Annotated in this window: 21 protein-coding genes; 13 read left to right on the forward strand and 8 right to left on the reverse strand. The window is 51.0% G+C overall.

Features of this window, described 5'->3' with window-relative positions; all coding sequences use genetic code 11:
* The first annotated feature begins 73 nt into the window (after nucleotides 1-73).
* A complete protein-coding gene (locus O0S10_RS01065; protein WP_268924034.1) occupies nucleotides 74-448 on the forward strand; it encodes a VOC family protein in 375 nt (124 codons plus the stop codon).
* A gap of 546 nt (nucleotides 449-994) precedes the next feature.
* On the opposite strand, the gene ilvC is transcribed toward O0S10_RS01065, so the two are convergent.
* A complete protein-coding gene (gene ilvC, locus O0S10_RS01070; RefSeq protein ID WP_277612724.1) occupies nucleotides 995-1,981 on the reverse strand; it encodes a ketol-acid reductoisomerase in 987 nt (328 codons plus the stop codon).
* A 129-nt stretch (nucleotides 1,982-2,110) separates the two neighbouring features.
* Here ilvC and mptA point away from each other — a divergent pair, with 129 nt between their 5' ends.
* The 6 genes from mptA (at nucleotide 2,111) to O0S10_RS01100 (ending at nucleotide 8,190) form a co-directional block, all read left to right on the forward strand.
* On the forward strand, nucleotides 2,111-3,046 hold the full coding sequence (gene mptA, locus O0S10_RS01075) for a GTP cyclohydrolase MptA (RefSeq protein ID WP_268924035.1): 936 nt from the start codon (nucleotides 2,111-2,113) through the stop codon (nucleotides 3,044-3,046).
* 395 nt (nucleotides 3,047-3,441) lie between these two features.
* The gene (gene frhA / locus O0S10_RS01080; RefSeq protein ID WP_268924036.1) at nucleotides 3,442-4,809 is read left to right on the forward strand and encodes a coenzyme F420 hydrogenase subunit alpha; all 1,368 of its coding nucleotides are present in this window, start codon (nucleotides 3,442-3,444) and stop codon (nucleotides 4,807-4,809) included.
* Between the two features lie 8 nt (nucleotides 4,810-4,817).
* Nucleotides 4,818-5,300: a coenzyme F420-reducing hydrogenase, FrhD protein gene (frhD, locus tag O0S10_RS01085; protein ID WP_268924037.1), complete on the forward strand. Its 483-nt coding sequence runs from the start codon at nucleotides 4,818-4,820 to the stop codon at nucleotides 5,298-5,300.
* A 2-nt stretch (nucleotides 5,301-5,302) separates the two neighbouring features.
* Complete coding sequence (gene frhG, locus O0S10_RS01090; RefSeq protein ID WP_268924038.1) at nucleotides 5,303-6,289, forward strand: coenzyme F420 hydrogenase subunit gamma; 987 nt, start codon at nucleotides 5,303-5,305, stop codon at nucleotides 6,287-6,289.
* A 20-nt stretch (nucleotides 6,290-6,309) separates the two neighbouring features.
* The gene (gene frhB / locus O0S10_RS01095) at nucleotides 6,310-7,182 is read left to right on the forward strand and encodes a coenzyme F420 hydrogenase subunit beta (protein ID WP_268924039.1); all 873 of its coding nucleotides are present in this window, start codon (nucleotides 6,310-6,312) and stop codon (nucleotides 7,180-7,182) included.
* Nucleotides 7,183-7,302: 120 nt separating this feature from the next.
* Complete coding sequence (locus O0S10_RS01100; protein WP_268924040.1) at nucleotides 7,303-8,190, forward strand: hypothetical protein; 888 nt, start codon at nucleotides 7,303-7,305, stop codon at nucleotides 8,188-8,190.
* Between the two features lie 290 nt (nucleotides 8,191-8,480).
* On the opposite strand, the gene O0S10_RS01105 is transcribed toward O0S10_RS01100, so the two are convergent.
* A complete protein-coding gene (locus O0S10_RS01105) occupies nucleotides 8,481-9,581 on the reverse strand; it encodes a hypothetical protein (RefSeq protein ID WP_268924041.1) in 1,101 nt (366 codons plus the stop codon).
* A 61-nt stretch (nucleotides 9,582-9,642) separates the two neighbouring features.
* Entirely contained in the window at nucleotides 9,643-10,902 is a 1,260-nt protein-coding gene (locus O0S10_RS01110) for a DUF1015 domain-containing protein (protein ID WP_268924042.1), read from the reverse strand.
* A gap of 50 nt (nucleotides 10,903-10,952) precedes the next feature.
* On the opposite strand from O0S10_RS01110, the gene rimI reads away from it, so the two are divergent.
* The 6 genes from rimI (at nucleotide 10,953) to O0S10_RS01140 (ending at nucleotide 15,700) form a co-directional block, all read left to right on the forward strand.
* Entirely contained in the window at nucleotides 10,953-11,435 is a 483-nt protein-coding gene (gene rimI / locus O0S10_RS01115; RefSeq protein WP_268924043.1) for a ribosomal protein S18-alanine N-acetyltransferase, read from the forward strand.
* Nucleotides 11,436-11,477: 42 nt separating this feature from the next.
* Complete coding sequence (locus O0S10_RS01120) at nucleotides 11,478-11,810, forward strand: cupin domain-containing protein (RefSeq protein ID WP_268924044.1); 333 nt, start codon at nucleotides 11,478-11,480, stop codon at nucleotides 11,808-11,810.
* Between the two features lie 430 nt (nucleotides 11,811-12,240).
* Nucleotides 12,241-12,927, forward strand: a complete 687-nt coding sequence (locus O0S10_RS01125; RefSeq protein ID WP_268924045.1) for a GTP-binding protein — start codon at nucleotides 12,241-12,243, stop codon at nucleotides 12,925-12,927.
* A complete protein-coding gene (locus O0S10_RS01130) occupies nucleotides 12,924-13,934 on the forward strand; it encodes an ATP-binding cassette domain-containing protein (protein ID WP_268924046.1) in 1,011 nt (336 codons plus the stop codon). The genes O0S10_RS01125 and O0S10_RS01130 overlap by 4 nt, the downstream gene beginning before the upstream one ends.
* Before the next feature lie 9 nt (nucleotides 13,935-13,943).
* Nucleotides 13,944-14,711, forward strand: coding sequence for a DUF364 domain-containing protein (locus O0S10_RS01135; RefSeq protein ID WP_268924047.1), 768 nt, complete (start codon nucleotides 13,944-13,946; stop codon nucleotides 14,709-14,711).
* Nucleotides 14,712-14,992: 281 nt separating this feature from the next.
* Nucleotides 14,993-15,700, forward strand: coding sequence for a phospholipase C/P1 nuclease family protein (locus tag O0S10_RS01140; RefSeq protein WP_268924048.1), 708 nt, complete (start codon nucleotides 14,993-14,995; stop codon nucleotides 15,698-15,700).
* Nucleotides 15,701-15,727: 27 nt separating this feature from the next.
* Here the strand turns inward: O0S10_RS01140 and O0S10_RS01145 are convergent, their stop codons facing one another.
* From O0S10_RS01145 to O0S10_RS01165, 5 genes are read right to left on the reverse strand one after another with little or no spacing between them, the layout of a single operon-like run.
* Entirely contained in the window at nucleotides 15,728-16,750 is a 1,023-nt protein-coding gene (locus O0S10_RS01145) for an ABC transporter substrate-binding protein (RefSeq protein WP_268924049.1), read from the reverse strand.
* 54 nt (nucleotides 16,751-16,804) lie between these two features.
* Complete coding sequence (locus tag O0S10_RS01150; RefSeq protein ID WP_268924050.1) at nucleotides 16,805-17,296, reverse strand: type IV pilin domain-containing protein; 492 nt, start codon at nucleotides 17,294-17,296, stop codon at nucleotides 16,805-16,807.
* Nucleotides 17,293-17,769, reverse strand: coding sequence for a type IV pilin N-terminal domain-containing protein (locus tag O0S10_RS01155; RefSeq protein WP_268924051.1), 477 nt, complete (start codon nucleotides 17,767-17,769; stop codon nucleotides 17,293-17,295). Before O0S10_RS01155 ends, O0S10_RS01150 begins: the two co-directional genes overlap by 4 nt.
* Entirely contained in the window at nucleotides 17,766-18,539 is a 774-nt protein-coding gene (locus tag O0S10_RS01160; protein ID WP_268924052.1) for a hypothetical protein, read from the reverse strand. Before O0S10_RS01160 ends, O0S10_RS01155 begins: the two co-directional genes overlap by 4 nt.
* Nucleotides 18,536-18,958: a type IV pilin N-terminal domain-containing protein gene (locus O0S10_RS01165; RefSeq protein WP_268924053.1), complete on the reverse strand. Its 423-nt coding sequence runs from the start codon at nucleotides 18,956-18,958 to the stop codon at nucleotides 18,536-18,538. The genes O0S10_RS01160 and O0S10_RS01165 overlap by 4 nt, the downstream gene beginning before the upstream one ends.
* Nucleotides 18,959-18,961 lie beyond the last annotated feature (3 nt).

Raw genomic sequence — 18,961 nt, forward strand, 5'->3', positions numbered from 1 at the left:
CCGGCAGAGTCCATAATAAACTAGTGGGGTTCGGGGACAAGAGTAGATATGACATCCGCACCAACAGATTTCCATGAAATTTTCGATGCTGCACAACAATATCAACGTCTTTGATCTGGAACGGTCGATGAAGTTTTATGCAGACGCGCTCGGCCTTTTCGAGGTGGGACGCATTGCACCGGAATCGGGAGAGTTTATTATTGTGTATCTGGGTGATGGAACGTCCGGTCACAAACTGGAACTGACCTGGTTACGGGATCGCGAACAACCCTATGATCTCGGTGACAACGAGTTCCATCTGGCATTCGGTACGGACGATTACGAGGGGGCGCTTGCAAAACACAAAGCAATGGGCTGTGTTGCATTCATTAACGAGGACATGGGCATCTACTTCATCACGGATCCGGACGGCTACTGGCTGGAAGTTCTTCCGCCTGGACGTGGGTAACAACAGTCAAACAAAGTAAAAAAGGGAATAAAAGAGATACTATTCCCGAAAGGGTACGGGACTCCACTCTATCAGTACAGAATAGGCTCTCTTATTTTTTGTAGTTGGTAATACGACGGTGTTGATGCATCTGACTCCAGTTGCATCTGTGGGGTACGGGGTTCTTGACCAAACTATACGGATTACCCCGGTATCCCAAACTCTGTGGTATACGTTCTATCTTCTTTTTTGTGATCATAAGTATCACCCCAAGACTACTTTCAATCATGTTATGACAAGTCGATACTTGTACCTACCAGTGAGATATGACACACTATGAAATGAAAAAGTCAGTGATCTCACCAAAGGAGGCAATGTCATGCATCCGCGTAAAGTACAACAAAAATATTCTCCGAACCATTCCAGTACCCTCACGAGATACGACTGATAAATGGCAGAGACCTCAGAATTTACACCATTCTAATCAAAACATACCTTTGTGATTACTATACTATAAATTTTAGGATCATCCTGTCGCATTTCAGTTGTTACGGCAGGAAATAAAAATTATTTTCCACCGGAAATAATCCGGCGTACATCCGCACCGACCCGTTCCAGCTCCGACTCTTTTTCCAGCCGTGCGAGTGATGTGTACTGCGGACGGTTCACCAGATTTTCGAGCAGCCACTCGCGGGCAAACGCACCAGACTGGATTTCGCAGAGAATTTCCTGCATAGCAGCACGGGTCTCCGGACCGATCACCCGCGGACCGCGGGTCAGACCGCCGTAGCCGGCGGTCTTCGACACCGAATCGTGCATCTTCGTAAACCCTCCTTCATAGAGGAGGTCAACGACCAGTTTCAGTTCATGCATGCACTCGTAGTATGCCATCTCCGGCTCGTATCCTGCCTCGACCAGAGTCTCATATGCTGCTTTCATCAGATTTACCACACCGCCGCAGATCACCGTCTGCTCGCCAAACAGATCCGTCTCGGTCTCATCCGCAAAGGTTGATTCCATAATGACAGAACGGGCAGAACCGATACCTTTCGCAAAGGCAAGAGCCGTCTGTTTTGCAGAACCGGTTGCATCCTGATGCACGGCAATGAGAGAAGCAACTCCTGAACCTTCGAGAAACAGCCGTCTGACCTGCGGACCGACACCCTTTGGGGCGACCATCACGACATCCACATTTGGCGGAGGAACAATCTGCCCGTAATGAATATTGAACCCGTGCGCAAACACAATTCCCTGACCGTCATGCAACCAGGGAAGCATCTCACGGCGGAAAATCTCCGCAGCCGATTCATCCGGCACCAGCATTGCAAGAATGTCCGCTTCGCGAACGGCATCCGCAACCGGCATTGCAGTAAACCCGTCGCGACTTGCGGCCTCAAAACTTTGTCCCGGACGAACACCCACGATCACTGCAAGACCGCTGTCACGCAGGTTTGCCGCCTGGGCGCGCCCCTGTGAGCCGTATCCGATCACCGCCACTGTTTTATCGGCAATCCTTGACCAGTCAATATCAGCGTCATAATATTTTTTCAGCATGCGTGTCAGTGATAGATAGGCCCGGACACATATAAAATTATATACCGTCGGGGCAATACACATAGATGCACGTTACCTTGCCGGTTTCTCCTGTGAATTTCCCGGCGGAATAACGAAGGATACAGTATAATGTCATTACCAGATGTGCAGTCCACTGCTCCTGACGTACGAATCAGCCTGACCCGTGTCGGCGTGAAAAATGTCAAGAAGCTCGTTGAAGTGGGAAGGCCCGGCAAAACACGCCCGGCAATATTCATCTCCGACTTCGATGTCTTTGTCGATCTCCCCAGCAGCCTGAAAGGCGCAAACCTTTCCCGCAACTTTGAGGTCATCGACGAGGTACTGCAGCAGGCAACCTCCGGCGACGTCCGTGGTATTGAAGATGTGTGTGGTATCGTCTCCCGAAAACTGCTCGATCATCATGAGTATGCCGACAGGACCGAAGTGTTCATGCGCAGCTTCTATATGATCAACCGCGACACGCCGGTCTCAAAGACTTCCTGTCAGGAAGTTGTCAACGTCTATGCCCATGCAATCGCCCAGAGGACCGAAGGAAAACCAATCGTCCGCAAGAGTGTGGGAGCAGAAGTCACCGGCATTACCGCATGCCCGTGTGCCCAGAACATCATGAAGGATCATGCAATGCATGTGATGCAGGAGCTTGAAATCCCCGAAGACAAAATTGATGCATTCTTCAAGGAAGTCCCGATGGCAAGCCACAACCAGCGTGGCCGCGGATTCCTCTGTGTGGAAACCGACGACGACATCGTTGTTCCACTGGAACAAATCGTCACCGTCCTCAAGGAATCCATGAGTGCAAAGATCTATGAACTTCTCAAACGCGGAGACGAGAGCTATGTCGTTATGGCGGCACACAAGAATGCACGGTTTGTGGAGGACTGTGTCCGTGAGATGGCACGTCAGGTCGTAAACACCTTTACGTACCTTCCGGGAGATACCCATATCACCATCCGCCAGACAAATGAGGAAAGTATTCACCAGCACGATGCCTATGCGGAGCGGAAAGCAACGCTCGCCGAACTGCGTGAAGAGCTGAATGTATAATACACTCCATACACTTTTTCTCGGATTTAATGAAGATTACCCGAATAATCTTCGGAATTTTCCGGAGCGCATAAATAATTCCCGATTGTGCCAAAAAAATACAACGTGTTCTTTAAAAAACGAAGGCAAAATTAACGTTTTTTTGAAGTAAGTAATACTAATAAAAGAATAAGTAGCACTTACGATCATTTCACCAGAAGCGAGTAAGACAAATTGGAAACACACCGAAAACAGTCTGATTATTCTCCGGCACGAAGAGAGGAAATCTTTAATAAATCCTAGGCAAGAAAGTTAAGATAGCGTACTTCGGTACGTGTCATTAACCCAAAAGGACAATGGTAATTTTCCTGTATAGCTAATCGAACAACCTAAATATTTAGGATGAGGCGATAACATTGTCGAAAGTAGTAGAAATTTCCCCGACCACCAGACATGAGGGTCACTCCAAGCTCGTTTTAAAAGTAAACGATGAAGGAATCATTGAGCGCGGAGACTGGCTTTCCATCACGCCGGTTCGTGGAGTAGAGAAGCTTGCCATCGGTAAGACCTATGAGCAGGTTCCCAAGATCGCTTCCCGTGTGTGTGGTATCTGTCCGATTGCCCACACCCTTGCCGCAACAGAGGCAATGGAAGCATCAATGGGTGTAGAGATCCCAGACGACGCATATCTTCTGCGTATAATTCTCCAGTGTGCAAACAGACTGCACTCCCACGCACTGCACGATATTCTTGCACTGCCGGATATGTACCTGCCGGGCACTGACTCGAAGATCAATCCGTTCTCCCCCGAGGAGCCGGTCAGATCCGTTGCAAAGCGTATCCAGACTCTGCGTATGATTGGCCAGACCATTGGCGAGATCGCAGGCGGAGAAGCAGTACACCCGTCCAACCCGCGTGTTGGTGGTATGTACAAGAATATCACTCCGCGTGCACGAACCAAGATCTATGACCTTGCAAAGCAGGCACTCCCGCTCGCACGCGAGCAGATGGAGTTCATGATTGCAGTCTTCGAGAACTATGCAAAACGTGACTGGGCAGAGATGTGCGGCCGCGAAGTTGCAATCCCGAAGGACCTTGGTTTCCACCAGCAGGGATACATGGCAACCGACCCGTGTTACGGAAGCTCCTCTCTTGACGAGCACCCGACCTGGGACCCGGCACGCTGGCTTGAAGTCAGACCCTGGGACTGGTACATGGGCGAAGAAGAGATCACTCTCGAAGACCCGGCATATCCGGTTGGCGGAACCACCAAAGCAGGCGGAAAGGCCTGGCCGCAGATGCAGGCATGCACCGGTGTCCCACTCTATGACGGACAGCCCGTCGAGGTAGGACCGCGTGCCCGTCTTGCAATGTACAGAAACTACGACCGCAAGGGAGCCATTGGTCTCAACATTGCACGTGAAATGGAATACATGGACTCCGTCTACAAGATGATTGAGGCAGCAGATGCACTCAACACCTCCGGCAGTGTCGTCGCAGACGTCATTCCGCAGGGTGACGGAACCATCGGATGGGCAGCAAACGAAGCACCGCGTGGCGCAGATGTTCACCTCGCAAAGGTCCGCAACGGAAAAGTCGAGTGGTTCTCCATGCTTGTCCCGACTACCTGGAACTTCCCGACCTGCAGCCGTGCACTTACCGGCGCACCATGGGAACTCGCAGAAGTCATTGTTCGTGCATATGACCCCTGTGTATCCTGTGCAACCCACATGATTGTACTGGATGAAGACAACCGGCTTGTGGCACAGAAGCTCCTTGAGTGAGTATATACATGGAAGGACTGTTTCCAGAAGTAATAATCGCCGGTGTCGGTAACGAACTGTTTGGCGACGACGGATTTGGTCCCGCAGTAATCAGAGCACTTTCCGAGTATGAACTTCCCGACAATGTAAAAGCCATGGATGTGGGTCTTGGCGGCCCCCATCTGGTTTTTTCGATGATCGATCCGGAAGAGACGAAGAAGCTGATCATTGTGGACTGCATGGACTTCGGGGGAAAACCCGGAGACCTGACGAAAATTCCCGCCGACCTCCTGCCGGAAGGCAGACAGGAACGTTACATGGATGCCCATTCCGGAAATCTGCTGGATCCTATCGGCAGACTCAAAGGAAAAATGGAAATTATTATTCTCGGATGCCAGCCCGCCTATATACCTGCACCGGACAGCGAAGACTTTGCTCTTGAGCTGAGTCCGGAAGTACAAGGGGCTATTCCCAAAACTGTAAACGTCATCTTGAAAGAGATAGGAAGCTAACAATGGGATTATTCGATAAATTCAAAAGCTTACTGTTCGGAAAAGGCGATGTCAGCGAGGGAACACAGGACGAGAAGCCTGTTGCCAGTAAACAGGAGCCTGTTGCCAGTAAACAGGAAGAACCTGTGTCAGCAAAGCATGAAGCGCCTGTTACTAAGGCAGAGCCGGCTGACATGAAGGTCGAACAAAAGCCAATTATTCAAAAACCAAAGGAGGAGAAGCCAGTGGCTGACAAGATTACTGTAGGACACGTACACATGAGCGGATGTACCGGATGTCTCGTGTCCCTTGCAGATAACTACGAAGGATTACTTACTATCCTTGACAAATACGCTGACCTCGTCTACTGCCTGACGCTCGCCGATGTGCGCCACATCCCGGAAATGGATGTCGCACTGGTCGAGGGTTCCGTCTGTTTAAACGACGAGTGCTCAATGGAAGAGATTCTGGAAACCCGTGAGAGAGCAAAGATTGTTGTTGCTCTCGGAGGCTGTGCATGTTACGGCAACACCACCCGCTTCTGCCGTGGTGGCCAGCAGAACCAGCCCCAGCATGAGGCATTCCTGCCGATCGGCGACCTGATCAAGGTCGATGTGTACATCCCCGCATGTGCACCGACCCCGCAGCAGATCCGTAATGTGTGCCTGATGGCATACCTGTTGCTGAAAGGCAACGACGAGCAGAAAGCACTCGCAACTGCATACCTTACCCCGCTGATGAACCTTGCAGCAGCAGGAACCGAGGCATGCGGATGCGACCTGATGACTGAAGTTATCAACCAGGGCCTCTGCTGCGGATGCGGCAGCTGTGCGGCAGCCTGTACGGTCCGTGCAATCACGATGCAGTACGGCAGACCGCAGGTCGAGCGTGATCTGTGTATCAAGTGCGGCGCCTGCTATGCACAGTGCCCGCGGAGCTTCTTCAGCTTCGATGTCTGTGGACAGTATGAATCGATTACGAACCTCATTGGAGAGGTTATGAAACCCTGAGGGTCCCGGAGGAGAAAAAAATGGAATATCTTGGACAATACAAGGCAGTCTACAAAGCCAAAGCCGGCTGTGAAGACATTCTCTCAAAGGCCCAGGACGGAGGAATCGTCACTGCAATGTTTGCCTACGCACTCGAGACAGGCATTATTGACGGAGCAATCGTCGCAGGACCAGGAGAAGAGGCATACAAGCCCGAGCCGATGATCGCCACCACCGTTGACGAGCTTCTCGCAGCACGTGGTACGAAATACTCGATCTCTCCGAACATGGCTCTGATCAAGGAGGCAACCCGCAGCTACGGTCTTGACAAGATCGGTATCGTCGGAACCCCCTGTCAGATTCAGGCAGTCAGAAAGGCACAGCTGTACCCAATCGGTATGCGCGACGTGCCGGACAAGATTGCACTGGCACTCGGTATCTTCTGTATGGAGAACTTCCCGTATCAGGGTCTCTACCAGATGGTTGAGGACCACTGTGCAACCAAGATCGACAATGTCACCAAGATGGACATTGGAAAGGGCAAGTTCTCTGTGTACACCGAGCGCGGTGTGAACGCACAGATCCCGCTGAAGGTTACCCACAAGTACGAGCAGCCGGGATGCCACGTATGTCTTGACTACGTTGCAAACCTTGCAGATATCTCGACCGGATCCGTCGGAACTCCTGACGGATGGTCCACCGTCTTCGTCCGCTCCGCAGCAGGAGAGGCAGCCTTCAACAAGGCAGTCGACGCAGGCTGGATCATTGCAGAGTCGATGGATGGCGTCAAGCCGGGTCTGGAACTCGTGACCAAGCTCGCAACCGAGAAGATCACCAAGAACCAGAAGTACATCGAGCACCGCGCACATGCGGAGCACGAGGCACTCAAACCACTGCGCAACCCATACATCTAACCGTGTCCTAAGGGTTGTACATGTACCCACCCCTCTCGGGTACAACCTTTTTTTGAAACTTTCATTGCAGGCTCCTGCGTACCGGTGAGATTTTTGTGTATCGGGTGCAAATGAGTTAGTATGACTGAGGATAAGGACCGTCCTGCAGATACTGTGCCGGAAAAAACAACTCCTCCGAAACGACGGAGGGTTACAAAGAAAAAAGCTGAAACGGAAATGGTTCCGGCCCCCACAGATGCGCCCGCACCTCAGATGGAAAAGAAGATCGAGCTTTCCGCAATTGAGACTCCGGCAGAATCAGAGGAAAAACCAACGGAGGAACCTGACCATCCGCACAAGGCTGTTCCCGAACAGTTTCTAAACGATCTTGCACTCTTCGCCGATATTCTGGAGAAGACACCGGCACTGCTGGATCCGATCCGCGAGGTGTTTGAGTATCATCTGGTGGATCCGATCGACCGCAAAACGTTCCCCCGGATGGTAAATGCGATGTCGATGCTTTTGGGCCCGTCGGCAACGATGGTTGTGATGACAGCGTGTCACGTGAACTCCGCGGCATTCTTCGAGGATCTGTTGTATGCAATAAAAGAGGAAAAGAGCCGGAGTGCGGTGTGGATCATTCAGCATCTGACCGCTCTCTACGGAAACCGTGTCCAGCAGGCATACACACTGTCATCAGGGACAATGGATGAGGACTGGCACACGGTGGATGTCAACACCTACAAACGCGAAGGTGAAAATGCGTACTGGATCGTTGATATGAAAATGATGCTTTACTCAGGAAAGGAGAGCCAGATCAAAATGACGCCGGACTCGATCTTTCAGCTCGTGGAAATTCTGACAGCAGAGCTTGGAAGAAATATTCCAGGGGAAAATGTGGATCCGGGTCTCGTGAAAAAGTGCGAGGAGAACTTTACGATCTTTTATGAAAAGTTTTACGGCGCAAAAAAAAGTGAAGAGACCAAAAATTCCGATGGGGAAGAGGAACACCCCGCCGGATATGCATAATTTTTTCGAACGGGAAATTGATCACAGAGTTTATGCTCGCGGACCCGCAGACAGTGTTTCATTGTGTGTTCGGATTTTCTCCGCATTTTTCCGTTGCTGTCGACCCGGACGGCGTCCGGCGGAATTTCCTCAGCAGGCGGAGGCATCGAACCGGCACAGAACAGCATCGCAGCCGCCAGAACGAGGACTGTAATCACGACTCGAAAAAAATTCGTAGGCGGAGTATGGGGATTTATACCACATAAAGAGAGTGGGCAGACTCACGCTCGAAAAAACATTGAGAAAGGGCATCACACCGCAGGAGAATCCTGTGTGTAAACTGCCGCAGCCGCGTACTTCACGCCGTTCTCGGTGTAAAGTCTCGTGGCATGGATGGATTTCTCCTCAATCCATCCGCGATAGAGATATACGTCGTCATCAATCCGGGTACCGAAAACAACACTGCCGCTGTTTTCAATTTTTCCTCCGAGACCGGCACCAGCGAACAGTTTTCCCGAGGTTCGGTTCACCGCAATCGTCAGGGGGCCGGATACCACCGTCCGCAGACCGGTGCCTGAAACTGTTTTCTCCCCGGGTGCGGACCAGAAGCCCGAAAGATCCGGAGCGGTATCAGCAACCCTGCCGTATTCACGAATGGCAGACACAATTTCATCGCCGGTATCTGATTCGGAAACGCCGGTTGTCCAGAAAGAAACCGTATCTTCAGCGATCTCCACATCCCAGAATTCCCCGTCCTCCATGATGACGAAACCCGATGCTGTCGAGCCGGAAACTGCATAGATGCCGCCCACAAATGCATGCGGTGTGATGGTTCCTGCAATATCGAGATCCAGACTGCCGGAGAACAGCGGGCCGGTCTGGTTAGAAATACTTAGAGATGTTCCCCGCAGACTTTCTTCCCCGGTCAGTCCAATCTGCCGGGCGGACGTACTGTTCCATGTACCGGTAAGAAGAGGACACGTTTTCTCCACGGAACCTGGGGTCACAAGATGGACGGCAGAAATTGCGCGACTGCCTTTTTCATAGGAGAGATCAATGACACAGCTCTCATTTCCGGAAAACGATCCCATCAGAAGCCGGCGGGAGCCGGTGGAGGAGAGATCCATCTCGAACAATGTTTGATCTTTATCAAAAACCATACCGGCAGCCTGCCTGCCGCTGACGGTTCCGGAAAGAAGCCGAGACTCCTCCGCAACCTCAATCACAAGAGAAGATGGGGAAAGAGAGACAGATTCCCCGGAAGGAATTGTAATACTGGAAACAACACCCAGATTCCAGAGATACACCGGTGAATCGGACGCGTCGTCCGGCGGCATGACACAGCCGGCACTAAACAGTACGACCAGAATCAGAAGAAAAGCAGAAAAACAGAGAAACACACGCGAGCTCATAGAAGTATATACCTCTGTTATCCTACATAAAATGTGGGCTTCTCCGGAAAAATGAAAAAAATTAGTGTATTTCGTGGATGACCATGCCGGAGAGAAGTTTCGGCTCAAACCAGGTGGACTTCGGCGGCATAATCATCGCATTGTCCGCAACATCGATGACACCCTGGGCCGTTACCGGCTGCATGATGAACGCCGCCGAGTACTCGCCCGCATCAACCTCCTTCACAACATCTGCGAGCGGAACAATACCGCCGACAAAGGAGATACGGGGATCGCCGCGGGGATCAATAATGCCGAGCATATCATCCAGCACCGATTCCTGCAACACCGAGACATCAAGCCGGGCAATCGCATCCGCCTTTGGATCCACCGGACGTGTCAGCTCATACCACTGGCTCTCCAGATACAGGTGAATAATGTGGACAGACCCGTCCGTGTCCGCAAGGGGCGGGACAACATTTTTCGTCGTGTCCACCTTTTTGATTGGTGTTACCGTGAACCGCAAAGCGAGATCGCCGAGGAACTGATCGGCATTCATGCCGGCAAGGTCGCGGACCAGCCGGTGATAGCCGTAGATCCGCACCTTGTCATGAGCGAACAGAACACTCATAAACCGCTCGGCATCCGGCGTGCATCTGCCCTCCGCCTTCCGGCGATCATAGACATTTGCCGAGGACTTGGCGCGATGATGGCCGTCGGCAATGTAAAGATTGGGAATCTCTGCAAACATCATCTCCAGCTTTGCAATCTCTGCCGGATCGCTCACGCGGTAGATCTGATGCAGATTGCCGCCCGCACTCCGGTACTCGCCGAACGGCTGCATGGCATCTGCAAGACCGGAGATGTAGGCATGAATACTGCCCGGGTCTTTATAGAGCAGGAACACCTGTCCGGTATGCGCCGAGACAGCATCGATGTGACGGGTACGGTCCTCTTCCTTGTCGTAGCGGGTCAGTTCGTGCTTTTTGATCGTGTCGTCCTTGTACTCCGCAACACTCACACAGGAGATGAGACCGGTAAAGGTCTCACCGCCGAGCGTGATGCGGTAGATGTAGAAGGCAGGTTTGTCGTCAGAGACAAGAAGACCGCTCCCTTTCATCTTCGCAAACATCTCGCGGGCACGCTCATAGATGCGGTCATCATGCGGATCAATGTCCGGCAGTTCTGCATCGGTTCTGATGACGCGAAGGAGAGTTTTGTCGTTCTTCGCAATCTCAGCGGCGGCATCCTCCGCACTGATAACGTCATACGGGACGGACGGAACAAACGAAAATGCCGCGTCCGACGGATGGAGGCCGGTGAATGGATATATGGTGACCATTATTTTCAGAGACTCCTATAATATAGTTCGGCGACAATACTAAAATAACAATGGTAGTGGTGAACGGCGTCGGCGGGACAGCCGCCGGCTGTACTATCCGCAAGGCGACACTGGAAGACATTCCGGAAATTTACCGGATTGAACTGATGTGCTTCTCCGACCCCTGGGATTATAAAGGGATGATCGAGATGATGGGCGTGTTTCTCACCTCATTCTATGTCGCAGAGGCGGACGGACGGATCGTCGGGTTTTCCGCAGGAGCCATTGAGGAGACGGATGAGGAAAAATACGGTCATGTCTGCAATATTGCAGTGGTACCGGAACTTCGGGGATTTGGAATCGGCAGACTGTTGCTCCGTAAACTGGAACGGGATTTCTTTCTGGACGGATGCAGTGCATGCAGTCTTGAAGTCCGGGTAAGCAACACAGCAGCCCAAGGGTTTTATGAGAAGATCGGGTATGAAGGGGTGATTATATTCGGTGAGTACTACGAGGACGGCGAGGATGCGATTGTGATGATGCGGTGGTTCTGACGCGAAACAGAGTTTTATCTCTTCCTGCATCAATATCTCGGTATGAATTATGATCCGAAATCCCTAATCGGAGTACCGGTTGATCTTGCTTCGCTCACGGAGTATCAGCCGGGATCGGTTGTTTCCCGAATGGTTATCAATAAAAAGGCGGGAACGGTCACGGCGTTTGCGTTTGAAGCAGGCGAAGGACTTTCCGAACACACCGCGCCGTACGATGCACTGGTGATCGTACTTGAAGGAGAAGCAGACATTCCGGTAGGCGGAGTCATGCATCATCTGAAAGCCGGACAGATGATCATTATGCCGGCAAACGTACCGCATGCGGTGCACCCGACGACCCGGTTCAAGATGATGCTGGTAATGATTCACGAATAAAAAACGAAAACATCAGTGATCTATGATGCAGCAATAGTTGCCATAGAACATTTTGATGCTTTTTTGTGGCAATTCATATACATGGACATCGCCGGAGCGGGATCGATAGTCTGTTTTGCTGTCGCGGGAATCATCTACCTTCTCTTCGTCTTCTAAAGGAGAACATCCGGACGGATAACCAGTCCGGATCAGAATAGTTTTTTCCCGATCATACACAACGACTTTTCCTGATTGTGTGGATGTGTTGGAACAGTTCCGTAGGTTCCAGTAATCCTGCCGCACCATGAACGACACTGCAGCAGAAGAGGAAATAAAAACTGTGGGAAAACCCTCGCGCATAGATCAACAACATTCGGTTAATTTTCCGGAGGAGTAATCTCACATTTTTATGGGAAGAGACCCGAATATATACCTCTAAGGAAAATTTTCCATGCGACTGATAACCGTGGCAGGCCCGCCCTCATCAGGAAAAACATCGGTTATCCTGCGGCTTGCGGACGTCCTGCGTGAAAAAAATCAGAAGATAGGCGTCGTCAAGTTTGACTGTCTCACCTCCTTTGACCGCGAGCGCTACACCGAGTACGGCATTCCGGTGCAGGTCGGGTTTGCCGGAAAGTTCTGCCCCGACCACTTCTTCATCAGCAACATCGAAGACGCTGTCAGATGGGGCCTGCGGGAAGAATTTGACATCCTCATCACCGAGAGCGCCGGCCTCTGCAACCGCTGCTCCCCGCACATCCGCGGCATACTCGCAGTCTGTGTCATTGACAACCTGTCCGGCGTTCACACACCCCGGAAAATCGGACCGATGCTGAAGTTCGCCGATATCGTTGTGGTTACCAAAGGCGACATCGTTTCCCAGGCGGAACGCGAGGTGTTCATGTTCAACATCCGACAGGTCAACAGTGGTGCAAAGATCGTTTTCATCAACGGCATTACCGGACAGGGAGCGTTTATGCTCGGAAAACATGCAGAGTCTGCAGCAGAGGTTGCAAGTCTGCGCGGATACAAACTCCGGTTCACCACACCATCCTCCGTCTGTTCCTACTGTACCGGAGAAACACGGATTGGGGAAGAGTATCAGAACGGTATGCTGCGAAAGATGGAGTTCCCATGACCGGTGATCTCTACGACCGTGTTGCAGGCCGGACCCTTCGGGAACTGCTTACCGAACATCCGGTTGCTGCGGATTTTTTCATCAACTACAACCTGCAGAATCTCAGGGACGATCTGCCGCTCCATGAAGCACTGGACTACGCCGACGAAAATACGCTTCTCGATTTCGGGCTGGACAAGACCACTGTTCTTGATCAGCTTGTCCTGTTTCTCCAGACAGTCGCCGAAGAGAAACAGACCGCTGTGGTACAGGAGATTACTATCCTTGGAGGCCGGACAAAGTCCGGAGATGCCGAGGAGTTCACCCTTTCAATCAGACCGGGCGAGATCGTAAGCATTGTCGGACCAACCGGGTCCGGCAAGAGCAGACTTCTTGCCGACATTGAATGCCTCGCCCAGCGGGATACGCCGACGAAGCGGCAGGTTCTTGTCAACGGCAGAACGCTTGGAGATGAGGAACGGTTTGCGATGGACGGCAGACTCGTTGCCCAGCTGTCGCAGAACATGAACTTCGTGATGGATCTGTCGGTTGGCGAGTTTCTGGAGATGCACGCAAAAAGCCGGCTGCATCCGGATCCTGCGAAGGTTGCTACCGAGTGTTTCGCTGCTGCAAATGATCTTGCCGGCGAGAAGTTCACGCCCCAGACCAAAGTGACACAGCTCTCCGGCGGCCAGTCACGGGCACTGATGATTGCCGACACCGCCTGCATGAGTGCGTCGCCGATTGTTCTGATCGATGAGATCGAGAATGCCGGTGTTGATCGAAGACAGGCTGTCCGCATGCTTGCAAAAAATGAAAAAATAGTTCTCATCTCCACGCACGATCCGCTTCTTGCCTTAATGGCCGGAAAGCGGCTGGTGATCAAAAACGGCGGCGTGCACAAAATTATCGAGACAACGCCGGAGGAACGGGAGAGCCTCGCAAAGATTGAGATGCTGGACAACACCCTTCAGTCCATCCGCAATCGGCTGCGGACCGGAGAGAGAATCACCCCCGATACTATGTGAGGAAAAACCATGTGGGAAATCTATGATGCAGTTATTTCCGGGATTCCGGAGGAGTACACGGTTGATGATCTGCTGCTTGGCGGCTACACCACCTATGTCAGGAGCGGGACGGGATGCGGTGTTGCCGGAACAATTCCGGGCGACAGCCGCCCGGAGGTGTTCCGGCGCAAACTCGGCATGCCGCTCCGCGAACTTGCCGAGGCGGTGAAGTCCTGGAACTATGTGGAGTCGTCAATCGGTCTTGCGGCAATCAATGCCTACTACAACAGTCCGGAGGTCGCAGCGGCGAGCGGTGTGGAACTTGCAGCGAGCCGCATAACAGAGGATCGGAAAAATGATCCGTTTATTATGTCCCAGAACCGGATCAAAAACAAAAAGGTCTGTGTGATTGGGCACTTCCCTCATCTGGAGCAGTTGTTCGCACCGGTATGTGATCTGTCGATCATCGAAATGCCGCCGGGGGCAGACGATTATCCGGAACCTGCGAGTGATTATCTTGTGCCGGAAGCGGATTTTGTGTTTATTACCTGCGCAAGCATTGTGTACAAAACCCTGCCGCGATATCTGAAACTCGCGGAAAATGCGGAGAATGTAGTGATTGTGGGACCGTCCACACCGCTTGCACCGGCATTTTTCGATTTCGGCGTCGATGACATCTCCTCGTTTGTGATCCGCGACGGCGACCATGCGAAACGGATCGCCCAGGGACTTGATATGGACCGGATTTATGCAACCGGACAAAAGGTCAGCTGGAAGAAACCGGCTTCAGAGAAGTAAATCGAAATAAGATCGTAAAGAGACGTAAAATATTTTGAAATGCCAATCCCACCTCAATGGTAATATTCCCGTTCCTTCGAAACAATAGTGAGAGATAGTGGAACTATTGTGAGAGATATACTCTCCCGAAATATCATGGAAAAATTTCATGTAACACAGCGAGATATTCAAGAGATTATATGGGTAATGGAAATGGAAGATCAGGAGGGAGACCTTTTGCTGGAATTGATACCAGATCTACGTGCATTATTATGTGTCTGGTGATATGTGCGTGTTTTTGTGTGTCCTCCGTATCAGCATGGAACACTTTTAGTGACGATGATAAGGACTTTTGTGAGCACCCGTCTAAGGAAAAAATCTACGATAATGGACATGGACAACACGAAGCCATGGTGTACGAAGCCTGTATCAGGGCAGGTTTTTCGGAAGACACGGCAGTGAAGATCATGGGGTACGCCGGGTATCCGGATACCTCATACGTAGATGATGAGTGGGGCAGCCATATCTGGCCTGCAGATTCCAGCGAGAAGTATGAAAAGCGCAAGCCGTGGGGATGGCACAAAGTCGCAGAAAAGTACATGCTGTTCCGTAATGCAGCAACAAAAAATGATCAAATAAAATGGGCGGGGTGCATCCTGCACTATATTTCAGATTCAGCCTGTCCATATCATTCGTCAGAAAGCTGGAAGTGGCACATGGTCATCACCAGAAATCACAGAAATTACGAAAATTATATTTCGGAAAACTGGAACAAATACTCCAAATACACCAAATCTCTCGGAACGTACACTACGAAGAATCTTGACCTTTCAAATTCCGACTCTATTCGGGATTGGTATCGTACTGCTTATGGGTACCAAAATTACGAAGAGTATGACAAACACAATTTAATGTGGTTGAAAGAGAACGCAGAATTTTCCCTTCTGCGGGCACAAAACGCAACAAATACGATTGCAAAGATGCTTTACAGAGAAATGATGAACGCGTGATCCCGAATAGCCAAAAATAAATAATTTTTAGATCTTTTTTCCAAACATCACAAGCCCGAGAATCACACCAATCAGAAGAAGAGGAAAAGCGAAACCGGAGGCTTTCGGAATTGCGGTTGCTGTTGGGGTTACATGAAAGAGATCGGGATACAGAACTGCCGCAAGATCCTCAAGGGCATCAACAATACGCGGACCGCCACGGTTGAAGGTGTCACCGTTCATGACAGAGACGCGTTCCTGCTGTACCGCAGAGAGTTTCGAAAGCCGGGGATCCGTCACTAACGTGCGTTTCAGAAGATCCTCGCCATCCTCACCCATGCCGGAACCGGAGCTGACAAGAATTATATCCGGATTGGTAGTGATCATGCGTTCCAGCGTCACAACTCCCCATCCTTCAACATCAGCGAATGCATTTTTGCCGCCTGCAAGGGTAATCAGCGTGTCCTGAAATGTGGAGTTTCCGGAAACCCAGTACGGATCGGTACTCAGCAGATGGACAACGGTCGGCGTATACGTTTCCATGCCTTTGATCTTTTCCGTAACGTTGTCAATTCTTCTCTGCATTGAATCAATGAGAGTGCCGGCCTCAGCAGATGTGCCTGTGGCGGTGCCGACACGGCGAATAGCACTGAATGTTCCTTCCACACTATCAGGATTCAGACAGATCACGGTATACCCAAGCTGACGGAGATGATTGACGTTGTCCTTCCCGTTCATCGTATTGCCGAAAATAATATCCGGATCAAGAGCAACGACTTTTTCAACATTCACCGTTGACATTCCGCCGACAAGGGATTTGGTCTGAGCTTCGGCGGGATAGTTGCAGTACTCGGTCACCCCGACAACTTTACTGCCAAGACCAAGGGCAAAAAGAATTTCCGTGTTGGATGGTGCAAGGGAGACAATTCTCTGCGGCTCCGAGGAGATGACAGAGACAAAGCCGAAGTCATCAGTGATGGTAACCGGCGTCCACTGATCTGCTGCTGCCGCCCCTCCGATGCAGACACAAAGAAGGATCAGTAGTGCTGAGATCGAGACGAGGCAATTCATTCGACGGGATTGGCTGGGTACTGGTTCTTGTTTCATGGGATCAACTCATATGATTTACGGGATTGCGATCTCTCCGGAAGAAACCGGGGTGCTGGTTCTCCGATCATAGATGCGGTAGGTCAGGTGTTCCTTCGATGACATGGGAAATACGGAGGAGTCCGGCAACATCAGGGAAAATCCTCCTGCGGTGTTCTGCAGAGCAATATAAAATCTGTCGCCGAGTCCGACAACAGATTCGTTTGAATAGCTGTTCAACAATCGGGATTCTCCCGAATTCCTGACAGTCGTGTAGTCTGCAGGACGTTCACGGATTCCGAGGCGGACCTCAATCTGATCGAGAACAAATGAATCACCGGCAATGTTTTCAAAGGTAATGTAGTTTTTGTCTTTATCAATACTGCCGACAATGGTTGCACTCACCGGCTTGTCTGTGGTGCTGACGGCACTGTTCATGGCAACCGCAACAAGACTGACCAGAATAAGGGTGATCGTCAGCAGCAACAGAACGCCAACGACCTCGGAGACAGCAGAATCAGATTTTGTCATGGTTTTTCCTCCAGAAGAATGGTGTCTTTAAAGAGAATCGAGTTAGTCGGAAGATGATAGATGCGAATCTCTATCGGAGTGGATGTTTTGCAGTACTGTATAAGATCGATTTCTAAGATCTTCAGAAGAGAGGCGGTGCCTGCCCGGTTCATTGTACTGATGCTTTCTCCCGCACGCCAGCTGCTGCTGTCTTTGACAAGATCCACAGCCCGGAAAGAACCCTCGTGCGAATCAACGAACGTGGTAATTTTGCAATCAGCAGGCGCAAGTGCATCACCGCCACGGTGTTCAAAGATCAACGAGAAGTTTCCTCCGCTGCCTGAGCTGTATGCGGTAATGTCAACAGACGGAGCAGATTTCGGTGTCTGGGCAAGACCGCCGGCATAGGCAGCGAGAACAGCCGTAAATATGATGACGAGCGTCAAAAGCAGCATAGCACCCACAACAGGAGATACAGCAGAATCACGGGTCATTCAACACTCACCCCAATTGACAGGATACGGACAGTGAGATTTATCGGGTAGGGTACATCTTCGGAAACAGAAGTGATCGAGGTTACATTTTCGTAGTATTCCGTGATCTCTGTAGCGTTCAGTCGGATTTTTGCCGTGCCGGTACCGGTCACGAAATTTTTCCCGTCTACCGGAGTCATCGATATAATCTGCATCGTGTAGTTCCCGTTTCCCTCCGGAATAACTGTCTTCGCCTTCTTCAGCCATTGATTCCTGGTATTATTCTCCTGTACGAGACCTTCCCTCACTGTGTACAGCGATATATCCGCAGGTGTCTCTTTTGCCCCTTTCGTAATCCAGACAACACCACTCCGGTATGAATAGCCCTGCAGTTCCCACGACGAGTACGACGGGGTATAGGTGATATTGGTCGTGTTTATCAGCAAAGAAAACGTTCCGCCATCATTATTGATAACAGATATAGTTCCAATCTGATTTTTTTCCAGTTCAATCGTTCCGCTGGACTTCACCGGACTCAGGAGAATATCTCCGCCGCCAAGCGGCACCGGTTCGGAAAACTGTCCGGATTTCCCGAGACTGTAGAGGTTGTCAACATCAGAGGACAACCGGAGAAATGCATACTGAACCTCACCACTGTGCAGAATCTCGGACTGCTGCTTCAGTCCGGGAACGTAGGTTGCCGAATAGATCGCAATGCAGGTTGCAAGAATGGCTAAAACCAGCATCAGGGCAATTACGGTTGATACAGCCTCATCAGTACCGGATTTCATTTTGTGTACTCTCCTGGATAAATGACATTCCGCGGGGTTGCAACACGAATCTCATACGTGGTCCCGGACGTGAATTTGTCTGTTTTCACCGCAACACTCCCGCCGAGATCAAACACAGCGGTGGTATTTCCTGTATAATCGGACACGCTGCATGGTTCGAGAGAAAGTTTCTCACCCCCGGATTTCGGAGTCGCCGTGATCGTCAGATCTTTTACTTCCACCCAGTCGCCTCCCTTGTGCCAAAAGATCAGATGGGTTGTGTTGCTCTCCATTGAAACAGTTGTCACCGTCTCCCGATCTCCCGGCAGAAGACTGAATGCGGATGTTGCAAACAGCGACACTAAAATGATCACCAGAACCAGAATCAGCATCTCCCCCACAACCGAGGTGATGGCACTGTCAGATGTATCGTAGTTCATAAT

The sequence above is a fragment of the Methanocorpusculum petauri genome, assembly GCF_026891975.1.
In the GTDB taxonomy this organism is placed as follows: Archaea; Halobacteriota; Methanomicrobia; order Methanomicrobiales; family Methanocorpusculaceae; genus Methanocorpusculum; species Methanocorpusculum petauri.